Here is a 16236-nt window from a genome sequence, read left to right on the forward strand (position 1 = left end):
GTCAGGGAGGCAAGATGGCGCAGCACGGGCCGGGCAACAGGCTGAAACGGCATCTGGCGGCAGCAGCGCTGGCGCTTGCCGTGATGCCGGGTGCGGCGGTTGCGCTGGATTTCCGCTTTGAAACGCCTGGCGCCGACAAGGCCTTGGCGGATGTGCTGCGGGGCGCATCGGTGGTCAATGCCACCCGCCAGACCACGGCCCCCGATGCGCAGGATCTGTTCGCCGCCGCGCGGGCCGATTATGGCCGCCTTCTGGGCGCGCTTTATGCGCAGGGCTATTATTCTGGCGTCATCCACATCTTGATCGACGGGCGCGAGGCGGCCGGTATCGCACCGCTTGATGCGCCCGATCAGATCGGGTCGATGATCGTGCAGGTGACGCCAGGCCCCCGCTTTGCCTTTTCCCGTGCTGCAATCGGGCCGCTGGCGGCCAACACGGGCCTGCCCGGTGCATTTGCCGTGGGGCAGCCGGCGCGGTCGGGCGCAATTGTCGATGCGGCGGCGGCGGGCGTTTCGGGCTGGCGGCAGGTGGGCCATGCCAAGGCCATGGTCGCTGCGCAGCAGATCACCGCCGATCACCGCGCCGCGCAGCTGTCGGCCGATGTGCGCCTTGCTCCGGGGCCGCGGGTCAGGTTCGGGCAATTGCAGATGAGCGGCTATAACCGGATGAACCCGCGGCGTCTGGCCAAGATCGCGGGCTTTCCCAACGGCGAGGTGTTTGACTCCGATGCGCTCGACCGGGTCTATCTGCGGCTCAACCGCACCGGCATTTTCAGCTCGGTCGCCTTGACCGAGGCAGAACGGCTTGGCCCCGGAAACACGCTGGATGTCGCGCTGAGCGTGGCCGAGGCGCCGCTGCGCCGTTTTGGCTTTGGCGCCGAACTGTCCAGCCTCGACGGGCTGAACCTCTCGGGTTACTGGCTGCACCGCAACCTGCTGGGCGGCGGAGAGCGGTTGCGCCTTGATGGCGCAATCGAGGGGATCGGCGGCCAGACCGATGAGGCCGATTACAAACTTGGCGCCCGGCTGGACCGGCCCGCAACGCTAAGCCCCGATACGTCGGGCTTTGTCACCGCCGAGATCGCGCGTTTGCATCAGGAGGATTACACCTCGAAACGCGCCAGTGTGGGTGTCGGCTTCAGCCACTGGTTCAGCGAAACGCTCAGCGGAGAGATTGCGCTGGCTGCCACCACCTCGGAGGTCGAGGATCGCGTCGGCGGGGTGGTGACCAGAACCACCCGGTTCCGCCAGATATCCCTGCCCACCGCTCTGATCTGGGACAGCCGCGACAAGCCTCTGGATGCGACGCAGGGGTTTTATATTGACGCGGGCGCCACGCCGTTTCTGGGCTTTGACACCACCGGCACCGGCGCGCAGGTAACGGCTGATGCGCGCGCCTACTGGCGCCCTGCCGCGTTTGGCCGGGTGGTGCTGGCCGGGCGGGTGCAGATCGGCTCGGTTCTGGGCTCCGACCTGCTGGAGACGCCGCGCGAATATCTGTTCTACTCGGGCGGCGGCGGCACGGTGCGGGGCCAGCCATATCAATCGCTGGGCGTGAACGTGCTGCGCGGGGCGCTTTCGCAACAGATCGGCGGGCGGTCGTTTCTGGGTCTGTCGGGCGAGGTGCGGGCCGATCTCACCGACAAGATCGGGGCCGTGGCGTTTTACGACGCAGGCCATATCGGGATTGACGCTGCCCCTGGTGGCGAGGGTGAGTGGCATTCCGGCGCCGGGCTAGGGCTGCGCTACGACACCGGGATCGGGCCGATCCGGCTGGATGTCGCGGCACCGGTTGCCGGCAATACCGGCGAGGGTGTGCAGGTTTATATCGGCATCGGGCAGGCCTTCTGATGCGCGCGCTCGCCCTTTCCCTGCTGCTCTGGCTGTTGCCGCTGGCCGCCCCCGCACAGGATGCTGCCACGACCGAGCGCGACCGCAGCTTTCTGACCGGGCTTCTGGAAGACAACCTTTCCGGCGCAGGCCGTGCGGTTCAGATCGAGGGATTTGCGGGCGCCCTGTCGTCGCGCGCGACCTTTACCCAAATGACCATCGCCGATGATCAAGGCATCTGGCTGACCCTGCGCGATGGCGCGATTTCATGGAACCGCGGTGCTCTGCTGTCGGGGCGGTTGGAGATTGCCGAACTGTCGGCAGCCGAGATCGACCTGCCGCGCGCCCCGGTTTCTGGCCCCGGCGATGCCTCCGCAACGCCCGAGGCCAAGCCCTTTGCGCTGCCCGAGCTGCCGGTGTCGGTGGAAATCGGCAAGATCAGCGCTGCGCGCGTGGTTCTGGGCGAGGCGCTGTTCGGGGCAGAGGCGGTGGTGTCGGCCGCAGGTGCCGTCAGCCTTGCGGGGGGGGCGGGCGCTGCCACGCTTGCTATCGACCGGGTCGATGGCCCTGCCGGGCGGGTCGCCCTGACTGGGGCCTATTCCAACGCCACGCGGTTGCTGTCGCTGGATTTGCTGGTGGATGAGGCCGCGGGGGGCATCGCGTCCAAGCTGCTGGGCCTGCCGGGGGAGCCAGCGATCCTGCTGGCGATTTCGGGGGCCGGGCCGATTGACGATTTCACCGCCGATGTGCGGCTGGAGTCCGACCGCCAACCGCGGCTGACCGGGCAGGTGGTGCTCCAGGCCGACCCCGATGCGACACGCCGCTTTACCACCAACCTTTCGGGTGATCTTGCGCCGCTGCTGGCGCCCGAATATCGCGCTTTCTTCGGCAATCAGGTGCAATTGCGCGCGGTTGGCAGCCGCGATGCAGGCGGCCAGCTTGACCTTACCGATCTGACGCTGCGCGCGCAGGCGATGACGGTGCAGGGCGCGCTGCGGCTGTTGCCCTCGGGCCTGCCCGACCGCGCCGATCTGCGCCTTGATCTGGGCTTGCCCGACAGGTCCGAGGTGCTGCTGCCGCTGGCCGGCGAAAAGACCTGGGTGCGGGCGGCGCGGGTGCGGCTGGGATACGACCGGGCGCAGGGCGAAAACTGGGCACTGGACGCGCGGCTGGACCGTTTGCGCCGCGCCGGGTTTGATCTGTTCGGGCTACGGGTGACCGGCTCGGGGCGTATTCTGCAAAAGGAGGGGGTGCCGCCCGCCATTGGCGGCACGCTGGATTACACCGCCAGCGGCATCGCCCCCGCCGACCCCGCGCTGGCGCAGGCGGTGGGGCCGTTTCTGTCTGGGCGGGCGGTGTTTTCCTGGGCCGAGGGGCAGCCGCTGCGGCTGCCGCGGTTCCGGGCGACGGGGCGGGGCTATGGCGTTGCGGGCAGGCTGGCGCTGACCGGGCCGGGCAGCGATCTGGCGCTGTCGGGCGCGGTCGATCTGCGCCACTCTGACCTGACCTATCTGTCGGGCCTTGCCGGTCGACCCATGGCAGGCCAGATCTCGGGGCAGGTTTCGGGCAGCTATGCGCTGCTGAGCGGCGCCCTTGATGGCGAGGCTGAACTGACCGGCACCGATGTGGCGCCGGGCATCGCGCCGTTGGACCGGCTTCTTGCCGGGCGCTCGCGCATCGCGGTTTCGGCGCAGCGCGATGGCACCGGGATCACCTTGCGCGATCTGAGCGTGACTGCGGGCACCCTCACAGGCCAGGCTTCGGGCGCGCTGTCCAGCAGCGCCAGCGATCTGGGCGCCACGCTGGATTTCGCCGACCTGCGCCTTTTGGGCGGCGGCATCGGCGGCAGGCTGTCGGCCACCGCTGCGCTGACCGGCCCCGCGCGCGCGCGGACTGTCGCCCTGCAAGGTGAGGGGCGCAATCTGGCGCTGGGTCTTGGGTCGGTCGACCGGGTGCTGGCGGGCACCACCAGGCTGTCGGCCACCGCGCAGGAACGGGGGGGGCGGTTCCGCCTGACCGGGCTGCGGCTTGAAAACCCGCAACTGACCGCGCGCGCCGAGTCTGGCGTCACAGGTGCGAACCGCCTTGGTCTGACCGCGCGACTGGCCAATCTGGGGCTGATCCTGCCGGAGTTTCCGGGGCCTTTGACGGTTGAGGGCACCGCAGATGAAGGCGCGGCGGGCTATGCGGTTGCGCTGCGCGCGACCGGCCCCGCCAGCACCAGAGCCGATATCAGCGGGCAGATCAGCGCCGATTTCGCGCGCACCGATCTGGCGCTTGCCGGTAGTGCCGAGGCGGCGCTGGCCAACCCGTTTCTGGGCGAGCGGAGCCTGCAAGGCCCGTTGCGCTTTGACCTGCGCCTGAACGGGGCGCCGGGCCTGCCTGCGTTGTCGGGGCGTGTGTCGTTGGACGGCGCGCGTTTTGCCGACCCAGGACTGGGATTGGCGGTGGAACAGATCACCGCGCAGGCCAATCTGTCGGGCGGGCGGGCGCAGATTTCGGGCGCGGGCAACCTGCGCGGCGGTGGCAGCCTGCAAATCTCGGGCCCCCTCACGCTGAGCACGCCTTACCCCGGCGAGCTTCGGGTGGTGCTGGACCGCGCCCGCCTGCGCGACCCCGAACTGTTCGACACCCGCATTTCGGGCACATTGAGCGTCAGCGGCCCGCTGACCGGGGGCGCGCGGATCGCGGGCGATCTGACGCTTGACGATACCGAATTGCGCGTGCCCTCGACCGGTCTGGGCGGCGTGGCCCCGATCCCCCAGATGACGCATCTGCACGAACCCGCCGATGTGCGTGCCACCCGCGCCCGCGCCGGGCTGGTGGACCTGCCCGCGGCGCGCCCCGTCACGCGCCGGGCGTGGCCGCTGGATATTACCCTGTCGGCGCCGCGGCAGATATTTGTGCGTGGCCGCGGGCTGGATGCCGAACTGGGCGGCGCGCTGCGGCTGGGGGGCACCACGGCTGCGGTGATCCCGGCGGGTCAGTTTGACCTGATCCGGGGGCGGCTCGATATTCTGGGCAAACGCTTTACTCTGACCGAAGGTCTGGTGCAGCTTCAGGGCGCGCTGATCCCCTACATCAGCTTTGCCGCCGTCACCCAGCAGGACGATGTGACGACAAGAGTTGCGATCGAGGGGGCGGCGACAGAGCCGACGATCAGCTTCACCTCAAGCCCCGAGCTGCCCGAAGAAGAAGTTTTGGCGCGGCTGTTGTTTGGCCGGGGGCTGAACAAGCTTTCGGCGTTTCAGGCGGCGCAGATGGCCTCGGCGGTGGCGACGCTGGCAGGCAAGGGCGGCGAGGGGCTGGTCGGGCGGCTGCGGTCATCCTTCGGGCTGGACGATTTCGACCTGACCACCGATGACGAGGGCACGGCGTCACTGCGGGCGGGCAAATACCTGTCGGAGAATGTGTATACCGATGTGATCCTGGATGCCGACGGCAAGACCCAGATCAACCTGAACCTTGATGTTAGCCCGAACCTGACCGCGCGCGGGTCTGTCGGTGCCGATGGCGGCAGTGGCATCGGGATTTATTACGAGAAAGACTACTGATCCTGTGCCGACCGCTCGGCATCCAGAACCGCGCCCAGCAGCACCGCCCAACTGGACAGATAAAGCCACATCAGCAGCGCAATCACCGCCCCCAGAGAGCCGTAGACACGGTTGTAGCTGCCCAGATTCGCCAGATAAGCCGAGAACCCCAGCGATACCGCCGCCCAAAGCATGGTCGCCACAATCGCACCGGGCGAGGCCCAGGGCTGGCGCCTGCCGGTGTTTGGCCCATAGCGATAAAGGATGCCCAGGGACGTCAGCAGCAACAGCAGCATCGCCGCCCAGGGCAGCGCTGTCAGCACCCAGCCGGTCAGTGGCCCCAGCGGCACCAAGGCCAGCCCCAGCGGCACCAGAACCACCGTCGCCAACCCCGCCAGAACCGCAGCCACCAGCGCCAGCGTCAACAAGATGCCCAGCACAAACCCCGCCACCCCGCTGCGCGGTCGCGTGCCGTGGATCATGTCGAGCCCCTGAATCAGCGCCGCCACCCCGGCCCGTGCCGACCCCAGCGCCAGCAGGATCGACAGGCTTGAGGCCCATCCCAGCGACATCCGCGGCGCGGCCAACAATGCCGTGATCTGGCTGTTCAGAATGGCCCATGCCTCGGGCGGGATGAATTCGTCGGCCACATCCAGATAGGCGCCGATTACGGCAGGGTCTGCGATCAGGCTCCAGATCGCGATGGTCGCGGTCAGACCGGGGAAGATGGCAAAGATCGCGTAAAAGGCCACGCCCGCCGCGATCAGGCCCAGCCGACTGTCCTGCACCCGGCAGGCCAGCCGCCGCACAAATCTGATCGCGCCCCAGACCCGCTGCATCGGCCCCCCGCGCTCAGGTTTCGTCGCGCCCGGCATCGCTGCCCGGATGGGCAAAGTCGCGCCGCGCCTCGGCGAAATCGAGCAGCCGCACCTCGACATTGGCATTGACGGAGCCATCCTCGAAGTCGCCGTTCATGCCGCGCCCCCCGGCGGGGATGCCGGTCAGAATCTCGATCGCCTCATCGACATGCGAAATGGCATGGATGCGGAACTGGCCCTGCGCCACCGCCTCGACGACATCGGGGCGCAGCATCAGGTTGTCGATGTTGCGCCGGGGGATCAGAACGCCTTGCCGCCCTGTCAGCCCCTGTGCGCGGCAGGCGTCGAAAAACCCCTCGATCTTTTCGTTGATGCCGCCCACCGGCTGCACCTCGCCCATCTGATTGACCGAGCCGGTGACCGCATAGCTTTGCGAGATCGGAAGTTCGGCCAGCGCCGACAGCAGCGCGCACAACTCGGCCACCGAGGCGCTGTCACCCTCGATCCCGCCATAGCTTTGTTCAAAGACAAGGCTGGCCCATAGCGACAGCGGCGTGTCGGGGGCATAGCGGGTGGCGAGAAAGCTGGACAGGATCAGCACCGCCTTGGAATGGATCGGCCCGCCCAGTTTCACCTCGCGCTCGATATCCACCACCTGACCGGCGCCGATGCGCACCCGTGCGGTGATGCGCACGGGCCAGCCAAAGCGTGCGCCGCCCAGATCGGCCACGGTCAGCCCGTTGACTTGCCCCACCACCGCGCCTTTCAACGAAATCAGGATTGTGCCGCGGGCAATCATTTCCTGCATCTGCTCGCGCAGCCGGTCGGCGCGGCGTTCTGCGGCGCGCAGCGCAGCCTCGACATCGGTGGCGGAAACGGTGGTGGCCCCTGACTGGCCTGCCAGATGGTCCGCCTCGCGCAGAATATCCCAGATTGCGCCCAATCGCAGCGACAGCTTTTCGCGGTCTTCGGCAGCGCGGGTTGCGGCATCGACCAGCGCCGCCACCCCCTCGCGAGTGACGGGGCGCAGGGTTTCGCGGGCAACAACTGTGGCCACAAGGCGTGCAAACAGCCCGATCGACTCGGCGCTGCGTGGCATCTCGTCGCCGAATTCTGCCGCGACGCGGAAATATTCGCCAAAGTCGGGGTCCAGATCGGTCAGCAGCAGATGCAAGAGCCGGTCGCCCACCAGAACGACGCGCACATCCAGCGGGATCGGCTCTGGCTCCAGCATCGTGGTGGCGATCAGGCCCAGACGGTCGGCGGCGGTGATGATCTGCACCGCCTGCACCTCAAGGCAGCGTTTCAGCGCATCCCAGGCAAAGGGTTCGACCAGCACGCGCCGCGCATCCAACACCAGAAAGCCGCCGTTGGCGCGGTGCAGCGCGCCGGGCTTGATCATGGTGAAATCGGTCACCAGCGCGCCCTGGGTGGGCAGATAGTCGATTCGCCCGGTCAGATTGGCCAGCGTGGGCAGGGTCTCCTCGATCACCGGGGCGCCTTGGGTGGTATCGGCGGGCTGGGTCACCATGACGTTGACGGCATAGCGATGAAAGCGCAGATCTTCATGGACCCGCTTTCCTGCGGCGGGAAAGGCGTTGTCGTCATCGGCCTTGCCGGCCATCAGGAACAGGTCGGCGTTTTCGATCATGTCGGCGCGCAGCGCCTCAAGGTAGCGATCCAGCGCGGCAATATCCCGAAATGGCGCCACGGCCTGCTCCAGCCCCGCATTCACGGCAAGGGTGGCCATTTCGGCGTTCAACGCGGAAACTGCGGCGCGGTGTTCCCGCTCCAACTCTGGCAGCGACATCAGGAAATCGGCCAGTTCGCGCTCGGTTGTTTCCACCTCGGCCCGGATCGCGCCGCGCGCCTCTTCGGGTAGCCGGTCGATGGCATCGGCTTTCAGCACTTCGCCTTCCTTCATTGGCGCCAGCGAAAACCCCATCGGCGTGCGCAGGATCGCCACGTTGCGCGCCTGCGCGGCCTGCCGCAGCGCCGAAAAGGCGGCGTCATGCCGCGCCGAGAAGCTTTGCTCGATCGCCATGCGCCGGTTCTGGTAATCTTCGGAAACGAACAGCGCCGGAATGTCATTGGCCAGTTCATTCACCAACCCCGCCAGCGCGGCCTTGAGCCGGGGCGCCGTGCCGCGCGGCAGCGACAGCGCGCTGGGCCGGTCGGGGTTGTCGAAATTCTGGACATAGACCCAATCTTGGGGTACGGGCCGCGCGGCGGCCTCGGTCTGCAGAATGCGGGCAACGGCGGAATGTCGGCCGCTGCCCTCGGGGCCATAAACGAACAGGTTGAAACGGCGGTGCCGGATGCTGGCCGCCAGCCTGATCGCCTCGACCGCGCGATTCTGCCCGATCAGGTCGGGCAGCGGCTCCAGCGCGGCGGTCGTGTCAAAGTCGAAGCCCGCCGGATCGAAGGCGATCCTCAACTGGGCAGCGGCAAGCGATGTGCCCGCGTGATCATCATTCCCGGTCTTTGGCACGGTCCTGTCGGTCTGCAATCTGCGCCCCCCGTTTGATCGTGCGGACGGCCCATGGGCGCCCAAGCCTCAGCCTAGCACGATGGCGGGCGTACGAAACCCCGCAGTTGCGTGCCTGCTAGCCCGGCTTTCGGTCAGGGAGCGGCCATGACGGCAGCGCACCCGCGCTGATTTCGGAATTATGCCTCCCCGGCAACTATAATTCTACTATTTATGAATTAACAGAAAAAATAACAGCGAGCAGCCCCCTCCCGGCGGCAGGAATTTGAGAGGTCGGAAATGGATCAAAGTGTTGACTGACCCGTGCGGGCCTGTCGGAAAGGGCAGGTCTGCTGTTGCACAACGGCCCTTGCGCAGGCGGGCAACGGCGGGCAGTCTCTGGTCCCGGTCGTCATGTCTTCAAGGAGCACCGACATGCTGAAGATCGTTCCGCTTTCTGCCGCACTTGTGCTGGCCGGTTTCGGCACTGCCGGGGCCGAAACCGTCAAGATGGGGGTGCAGCCCTGGCTCGGCTATGGCCCGCTTTGGGTGGCCGAAGAAAAGGGCTTTTTCGATCAGCGCGGCGTTGACGTTGATCTGATGAACTTCAACTGGGATCAGGATATGACCGCGGCGCTGGCCAGCGGCAATCTGCATGTCGTTGCCGCAGGATCGAATGCGGTGATCGCCAATGTCAATCAGGGCGTGGACCAGAAAGGTTTTCTGGTGATGGACCTGTCGTTCGAGGCCGACGCCATTCTGGCGGGCGCGGGCGTGGGGTCGATTGCCGATCTCAAGGGCAAGTCGGTCGCCTTTGAAACGGGCGCCACCAGCGATCTGCTGATGAACTATGCGTTGCGCGAAAACGGTATGACCCTTGCCGACGTGACCCATGTGCCGATGGGCGCCTCGGAGGCGGGGCTTGCGCTGATCGCGGGGCGGGTCGATGCGGCCGTGACCTACGAACCCTATATTTCAACTGCGCTGGCGCAGGACGGCGGCTACAAGGTGCTGTATACCGCCGCCGAAAAGCCTGGCCTGATTTCCGACATGCTGACTGCCTCGGGCGCCTGGATCGCGGCCAACCCCGACGAAGTGAAGGCGATCATCCTGGCCTGGGATGATGCCGTGCGCTTCATCCGCGAGAATCCCGCAGAGGGCAAGGCGATGATCGCCAAGGCCGTGGGCAGCCCGATGGAGGAGTTTGACCCGGCCTTTGAGGGGGTCCGGCTTTACGATCTGGCCGAGAATCTGACATTTGTTCAGGGCGATTTTCAGGCGACTCTGGCCGAGATCGGCGCGATCATGCAGGCCACCAACCCCGACGAGATCAAGACCGTTCCGGCGGCCGACGATCTTCTGGCGCTCGACCCGCTGGGCGCCGCGGCGAACTGAGCCGGGACGACAGGAGAAGGCCCTTGCCCGACGCATCGCCGCGCCGCCCCCGCCGGGGCCTTCTTCGCCTGCGGGAAGAGATTCCAGGCTGGCTGTTTTCCGCCGCGGGTTTCGTCGTGCCTGCGCTGTTGCTGTTGGCATGGTGGCTGGTCACGGAACTGGGGCTGGTGCGGCCCCTGTTCCTGCCCAGCCCCGGCGAAGTTGCCGCGGCAGGCTGGCAGCAATGGTCTGACGGCACATTGGCGCAGGACGCCTCGGTCAGCATCTATCGCATTGTGGTGGGCTGGGCCGCGGCCACGGCGATTGCGGTTCCGGTTGGCATTTTGATGGGCAACTTCCGTCTGATCGAGGGCGCACTGGAGCCGCTGATTTCAACTGTGCGCTACATGCCCGTGGTGGCGCTGATCCCGTTGTCGATCCTCTGGGCGGGGATCGGTGACGGGCAAAAGATATTGATCCTGTTTCTGGGCACCTTCTTTCAGCAGGTGCTGATGATCATGGACAATGTGAAAACCATCGACCGCAACCTGATCCGCGCGGGGCAGACGCTGGGCTTTTCCAATGCCGAGATTTTGCGCCGGATCATCCTGCCCGCGGCGTTGCCCGGCATCTGGGATACGTTCCGCATTACCATCGGCTGGACCTGGACCTATCTGGTCGTGGCCGAGCTGGTGGCTGCGAATGCTGGGCTTGGGCGGCGGATCATGGATGCGCAACGATATCTGGCGACCGACACGATCCTGTTTGGCACGCTGTTCATTGGGTTGCTGGGGCTCTTGACCGATTATATCTTCAAAAAGACCGGTCAGCGGCTGTTTCGCTGGGCGCAACTGGGGCGGTAGGTATGCACAAGCTGGTCATCGACGGGGTTGGCAAAACCTACCCCGGTACCGCAGGCCCCGTCACCGCGATCGAACGGATCGACCTGACGATCCCCGAAAATCAGTTCGTGTCGATCGTCGGCACCTCGGGCTGCGGGAAATCCACGCTTTTGAATATTGTCGGCGGTCTGGAAGACCCAAGCCGCGGCGAGGTGCGCATCGACGGCACCCCGATCCGAGGCCCGGGGCGAGACCGGGGCTTTGTGTTTCAGTCCTATAGTTTGTTCGAATGGATGACGGTTGCGGGCAACATCCGCTTTGCACTGGAAAAAAGCGCGCTGGGCCGGGCCGAAAAAACGGAGCTGGTGGCGCATTTCATTCAGGCGGTTGGGCTGGGTGGTTTTGAGGATGCCTATCCCCGGCAGCTTTCGGGCGGGATGCGCCAGCGCGTGGCGATTGCGCGCGCGCTGGTCTACAAGCCCGCGATCCTGCTGATGGACGAGCCCTTTGGCGCGCTGGATGCCCAGACCCGTGGCATGATGCAGGAATTGCTGCTGAAGGTCTGGGAGGATCACAAGGTCACCGTGCTTTTCGTCACCCATGATGTCGAAGAGGCGATCTTTCTGGCCGACCGGGTGATCGTGCTGGCCAGCCGGCCGGGTCTTTTGAAGAACGACCTGACAATCGACCTTGGCCGCCCGCGGTCGTTCGAGATCGTGACGGAATCGGCTTTCGTTGCCTTGAAACGCGAAATTCTTGCCAATATCCGCGAGGAGACGCTGAAAGTCATGGCGGCCGAGCGGGTCTGATCCGGTTGTGTCATTGTTTCGCTGCAATGGCGTGCCTACCTGAGGCTCAGCCCGACGGCACAAGGCAGGTGGACCAATGCAAGACAGCACCACGCGAAACGCACAGACCGATTGCGGCGCCGACGATGAGCCTTTGGGGATAGAGGCGTTCCAGTCGTTTGACCGGATGCGCGAGGCGCTGTTGGCGCAAGTGACCGGCGGGCTGTCGCCTGCGGCTGTGACGCTGGCGATGACTGACTGGGCCCTGCATCTGGCAGCGGCCCCCGGCAAGCAGGCCGAACTGGCCTATAAGGGCTGGCGCAAGGCGGCGCGGTTGCAGGCCCACATGATGCGCGCCGCGCTGGACCCCGCCACGCCTGCCTGCATTGCGCCGCTGCCGGGGGATCATCGGTTTTCTCATCCGGGTTGGGCGGTGCCGCCATTCTCGTTCTGGGCGCAGGGCTTTTTGCTGACGCAGCAATGGTGGCACAACGTCACCCATGAGGTGCCGGGGGTGGAGCCGCACCACGAAGATGTGGTGTCCTTTGCCGCGCGGCAGATGCTTGACATGATGTCGCCCTCGAACCTGCCCTTTGCCAATCCCGAGGTGATGGCCAAGGCGCGCGAAACGGGGGGCATGAACTTTGTTCACGGGTGGCAAAACTGGCTGCAAGACGCAACATGTCAGGCAAGCGGCCAACCCGCCCCCGAAGCTCAGGCGTTTCGGCCGGGGCACGAGGTTGCGGTCACACCGGGCCGCGTGGTGTTTCGCAACCATCTGATCGAACTGATCCAGTATGCGCCTGAAACCGAAACCGTCCACCCCGAGCCGGTGCTGATCGTTCCAGCCTGGATCATGAAATACTACATTTTGGACCTGTCGCCGGAAAACTCGATGATCCGCTATCTGGTGGGCAAGGGGCATACGGTCTTTTGCATTTCCTGGCGCAACCCCGGCCCCGAAGATCGCGACCTGACGCTGGACGATTACCGCAGGCAGGGCGTGATGGCCGCGCTGGAGGCGATTGGCGCCGTCGTGCCTGGGCGCAAGGTTCATGCCGCGGGCTATTGTCTGGGCGGCACATTGCTGGCGATTGCCGCCGCGGCGATGGCCTCGCGCGGGGATGACCGGCTGGCCTCGATCACACTTCTGGCCGCGCAGACCGATTTCACCGAACCCGGAGAGTTGGCGCTGTTCATCGACGACAGCCAGCTGCATTTTCTGGAAAGCATGATGTGGAACCGCGGCTATCTGTCGGCTGACCAGATGGCGGGCGCGTTCCAGATGCTGCGGTCGAACGATCTGGTCTGGTCGCGGATCGTGCATGATTACATGATGGGCGCCCGCGCGCCGATGACCGACCTGATGGCCTGGAACGCCGATACAACGCGAATGCCCTACCGGATGCATGCCGAATATCTGCGCAGGCTGTATCTGGACAACGAACTGGCCGGCGGGCGGTTCTTTGTCGAGGGGCATTCGGCGGCGCTGCCCAACATCCGCGCGCCGATGTTCGTGGTGGGCACGGAACGCGACCATGTGGCGCCGTGGCATTCGGTCTACAAGATCCACGCGCTCAGCGATGCTGACATTACCTTTGTGCTGACCTCGGGCGGGCATAATGCCGGGATCGTCAGCGAGCCGGGCCACGCCGGGCGCCATTACCGTATCGGCCACAAGGCCAGCGCCGATGCCCTGCACAGCGCCGAAGGCTGGTTTGAATCCCACGCCCCGCAGCCCGGATCGTGGTGGCAGCCGTGGTCCGACTGGCTTGCCGCCCGCTCCACCGGCCCGCAGATCGCCCCACCGCCCCTGGGCACCGCCGCCAGCCCGACCGACCCGGCGCCGGGGACATATGTGTTGCAGGGCTGAGGGGCCTCAGGCCTGTGCCGGTCAGAAACCGGCGGCCAGGGTTATTTGTCTGTGCCGGGTATCTTTCGGCCCTGCCGAAGCAGCTCGGCCCTGGCGTCGTTCATGGCCGCGCGAAACTTTGGCCCGCGCCAGCGCTCCAGATAGTAGCGGCACAAGACAAAGGTCAGCCACGGGTTGCCGCGCGCCTCAAGCATTTTGCGCAGGTTCTTGAAATAGCGCGTAAACGTGCGGCGTTGGCGCAGTTGGTGGTAAAAGTCGTGGCGCGTAAGCTGCCCGTCGATGGCAGCCTCGATCACGGGTTTCAAAATTCCCATCCCCTGCATGGCCGAGGCGATGCGATGCCCCATCAGCCGACATTTCAGCACCGTCATTCCCGGCTGATCAAACAGCGCGGCATGCTGCGCATCCAGCGGGGCGAGCGGATCGTAAAACAGATAGACCTGATCGGCCACGTTCAGACTGGCGGGGGCAAATCCATAGCGGCCCGAAAAATCGCGGGGCCAGGCTTTTTCGTAGCGCGTTTCCCATGGGGTGATACCGCGGTCGAGTGTGGCCTGCGGGCTGATGGCAATGACCGTGGCGCCGGGGCTGGCTGCCGAAAAAGCGGCGGCCGCATAGCCGCCCATCGAGGCGCCATAAAACACCACGCGCCGGAACTGGCTGAAAAAGCCGTCATCCCGCAGGTGATCGAAAAAGTCATGCACGGCATCGTCGCGATACCATGTCCAGTCATGCGCCATCAGGCCGAGAATCGACCAGCCGCGCGACTGCACGAAATGAAACCCCCAAGGCATTCGACCTTCGCCGTTCTCGAACGCATGATCGAGGTTGTCGAAGGTTACCACCAGCGTGTCGCCAGCCCTGACATGCAACGCAGTATGCTGCGCGCCAAGCTCACGATAGAAACCGCGGGCCTCGCCAATCTGCATCAGTTCGCGGCGCCATTCGTGCTTTGTCATCTGCGCGGTGTCGGGCATCGCCAGCCTCAGTCCCTGCTTTCGCGCGCGGTGGCCATCAGTGCGCCCATCGGGGCGGTCAGCGCGCTGTAGAGGGCGCGGTAGTCGGGGTCTTGTTTCAGCGCGGCGATGCGGGCCCGGTGCCAGTCGGCGGCGGCGCGATGAAGACGGGCCAGTTCGGCATCCTGCATCAACCCGTCCCAGACCATGCGGGCGCGCGGCAGGTGGCGCAAAATGCTGTCATCGGTTTCGCTGATGAAGTTGCGCTGCGCCCAGTAGGTCAGATCCTGATCCTCATCGACATGGTTGATCCGCCCGCGCTGTTTTTTGACCAGATAGCTGTCGGCGGTGCGCAGGGCATAATGGTTCAGCGTCACCATCCGATACCCCGCCGAGTTCTTGGTGGCGCGCCAGTTTTCATCGCCATGCTCCTCGGGTGGGATACAGCGGCCCGACCCGTTGACCCAGCGCAGGTCAGCCTTGCGGCTTTCGTCCAGTTCCAGCGGTCGGTGCACACCGATCTTGGCAAAGGGCGCCCTGCGGTGGACCATGGTCTTGACCCCCCATCCCATCAGCCGCCCCTCGGGCGGGGCAATGCCGGTGCCGTCGCGCAGGCCATGCGCATTGTCGGGGTCGCGCGCGACCTTGGGCATGAAGCGCGGGGCGCAGCGGATAAAGGTTTCGGTGATCCAGCGGTCCTCATAGGCGGGCCGGTCGGTATTGCCAAAGAACCGCCAGAGCATCGAGATGGTCGTGGGGCCGTTCATCTCGGCGATCAGCCCCTGCAGCGTGCCGTCGGCCACATGGATGTTGACGAATTCGTCCACGTCGATCGGCAGATACCAGTCTGCCCCGGTCAGCGCGGGTTGGGTCAGCGCATCGTTCAGCGCGATCCGTTGTGGTTTTTGCCCCTTGTCGCGGCGGAACGGGTTGTCCTGCCGCGTAACCAGACCATGAGTTGCCAGCCTGTCAAGGATGGCATCCGTCGGGTCGTCGCAATCGTTGGTGTAAACCAGAAAATGCGTAACCCCGATGGAGAGGTGATAGGCGACCCATTCCAGAATGAACGGTGCCTCGTTGCGCATACCGGTAACGATGGTGATCCGATCCGAGGGGATCGGCACGGCCGGAGGGGCAAGCCGGGGTGCAAGGTGATCGGCACGCGCTTCCATGGCCTGATAGAAACGCTCGTTCAACGCGCCAGTGGCCAGAACATCCCCGCTGGGCAATCGGATCAGGTCGGGGTGCGAGGCGTCAAGAAGCGGCTCCAATGCCGGGGCGCGGGGCCGCTTTTCGGGTTCTGACGCAACCTTGCGGGGGGGGCGCGCCTCGGCCTCGGGTGCGGCGCCTGGGGCCGTGGCGGGGGCACTGACCGGGGCGGGCGGCGCCGGAATGCTGATTTCTTCGTCGCTTTCTTCATCGGCGGGCGGCAAGTCGTCGGCCAACTGATGCGAAAGCGGGTCTTGTGCCAGCCTGTCGCGCAAATCCCGAAACTCGGGCAAGGCCCGCAGATAGGCGATGCGGGCACGGTGCCAGCCAACCGAGAGGTCGTGAAGCGCCTCAAGCCCCGGATGGGTCAGCAGCAGCAACCGCCGCGCCAGAGCCGCGCGTTCCGCGGCGGGCAGAATGCTGTGGTCATCCTCGTCGTTGCGGTTGTGGGTGTTCCAGTAGGCAATACCCTGATCGCGGTTGACGTGGTTGGTCCGGCCCCGGTCGCGCTTGACCAGAAACGAATCGAGCGAGCGAATACTGTAAT

10 protein-coding genes are annotated in these 16236 nt (G+C 65.7%); 6 read left to right on the forward strand and 4 right to left on the reverse strand.

All coding sequences use genetic code 11. The features are described 5' to 3' along the window. The first annotated feature begins 14 nt into the window (after positions 1–14). Together C5F46_RS06975 and C5F46_RS06980 are read left to right on the forward strand one after the other, a co-directional pair. The gene (locus tag C5F46_RS06975) at positions 15–1850 is read left to right on the forward strand and encodes an autotransporter assembly complex protein TamA (protein ID WP_235820108.1); all 1836 of its coding nucleotides are present in this window, start codon (positions 15–17) and stop codon (positions 1848–1850) included. After that, the gene (locus tag C5F46_RS06980; RefSeq protein ID WP_107324640.1) at positions 1850–5383 is read left to right on the forward strand and encodes a translocation/assembly module TamB domain-containing protein; all 3534 of its coding nucleotides are present in this window, start codon (positions 1850–1852) and stop codon (positions 5381–5383) included. The genes C5F46_RS06975 and C5F46_RS06980 overlap by 1 nt, the downstream gene beginning before the upstream one ends. Here C5F46_RS06980 and C5F46_RS06985 read toward each other — a convergent pair. Both C5F46_RS06985 and C5F46_RS06990 read right to left on the reverse strand, forming a co-directional pair. Beyond that, on the reverse strand, positions 5377–6201 hold the full coding sequence (locus C5F46_RS06985) for a YihY/virulence factor BrkB family protein (protein ID WP_168796861.1): 825 nt from the start codon (positions 6199–6201) through the stop codon (positions 5377–5379). The genes C5F46_RS06980 and C5F46_RS06985 overlap by 7 nt on opposite strands. A 13-nt stretch (positions 6202–6214) precedes the next feature. Continuing rightward, positions 6215–8689, reverse strand: a complete 2475-nt coding sequence (locus C5F46_RS06990) for a Lon protease family protein (RefSeq protein WP_168796860.1) — start codon at positions 8687–8689, stop codon at positions 6215–6217. A 393-nt stretch (positions 8690–9082) separates the two neighbouring features. Here C5F46_RS06990 and C5F46_RS06995 point away from each other — a divergent pair, with 393 nt between their 5' ends. The 4 genes from C5F46_RS06995 (at position 9083) to C5F46_RS07010 (ending at position 13524) form a co-directional block, all read left to right on the forward strand. Next, complete coding sequence (locus C5F46_RS06995) at positions 9083–10042, forward strand: ABC transporter substrate-binding protein (RefSeq protein WP_235820109.1); 960 nt, start codon at positions 9083–9085, stop codon at positions 10040–10042. 23 nt (positions 10043–10065) lie between these two features. Continuing rightward, the gene (locus C5F46_RS07000) at positions 10066–10884 is read left to right on the forward strand and encodes an ABC transporter permease (protein ID WP_107324644.1); all 819 of its coding nucleotides are present in this window, start codon (positions 10066–10068) and stop codon (positions 10882–10884) included. A 2-nt stretch (positions 10885–10886) separates the two neighbouring features. Next, entirely contained in the window at positions 10887–11672 is a 786-nt protein-coding gene (locus C5F46_RS07005) for an ABC transporter ATP-binding protein (protein WP_107324645.1), read from the forward strand. Positions 11673–11748: 76 nt separating this feature from the next. Continuing rightward, positions 11749–13524, forward strand: coding sequence for a PHA/PHB synthase family protein (locus C5F46_RS07010; RefSeq protein ID WP_107324646.1), 1776 nt, complete (start codon positions 11749–11751; stop codon positions 13522–13524). A gap of 41 nt (positions 13525–13565) precedes the next feature. Here C5F46_RS07010 and C5F46_RS07015 read toward each other — a convergent pair whose 3' ends face one another. Together C5F46_RS07015 and C5F46_RS07020 are read right to left on the reverse strand one after the other, a co-directional pair. Beyond that, positions 13566–14501 (reverse strand): phosphoadenosine phosphosulfate reductase, encoded by a 936-nt coding sequence (locus tag C5F46_RS07015; RefSeq protein ID WP_107324647.1) that lies wholly within the window; start codon positions 14499–14501, stop codon positions 13566–13568. Positions 14502–14509: 8 nt separating this feature from the next. Then, on the reverse strand, positions 14510–16236 hold a 1727-nt coding region (locus tag C5F46_RS07020; protein WP_146160218.1), incomplete at its 5' end, for a glycosyltransferase family 2 protein.

Source organism: Phaeovulum veldkampii DSM 11550 (assembly GCF_003034995.1).
GTDB lineage: Bacteria > Pseudomonadota > Alphaproteobacteria > Rhodobacterales > Rhodobacteraceae > Phaeovulum > Phaeovulum veldkampii.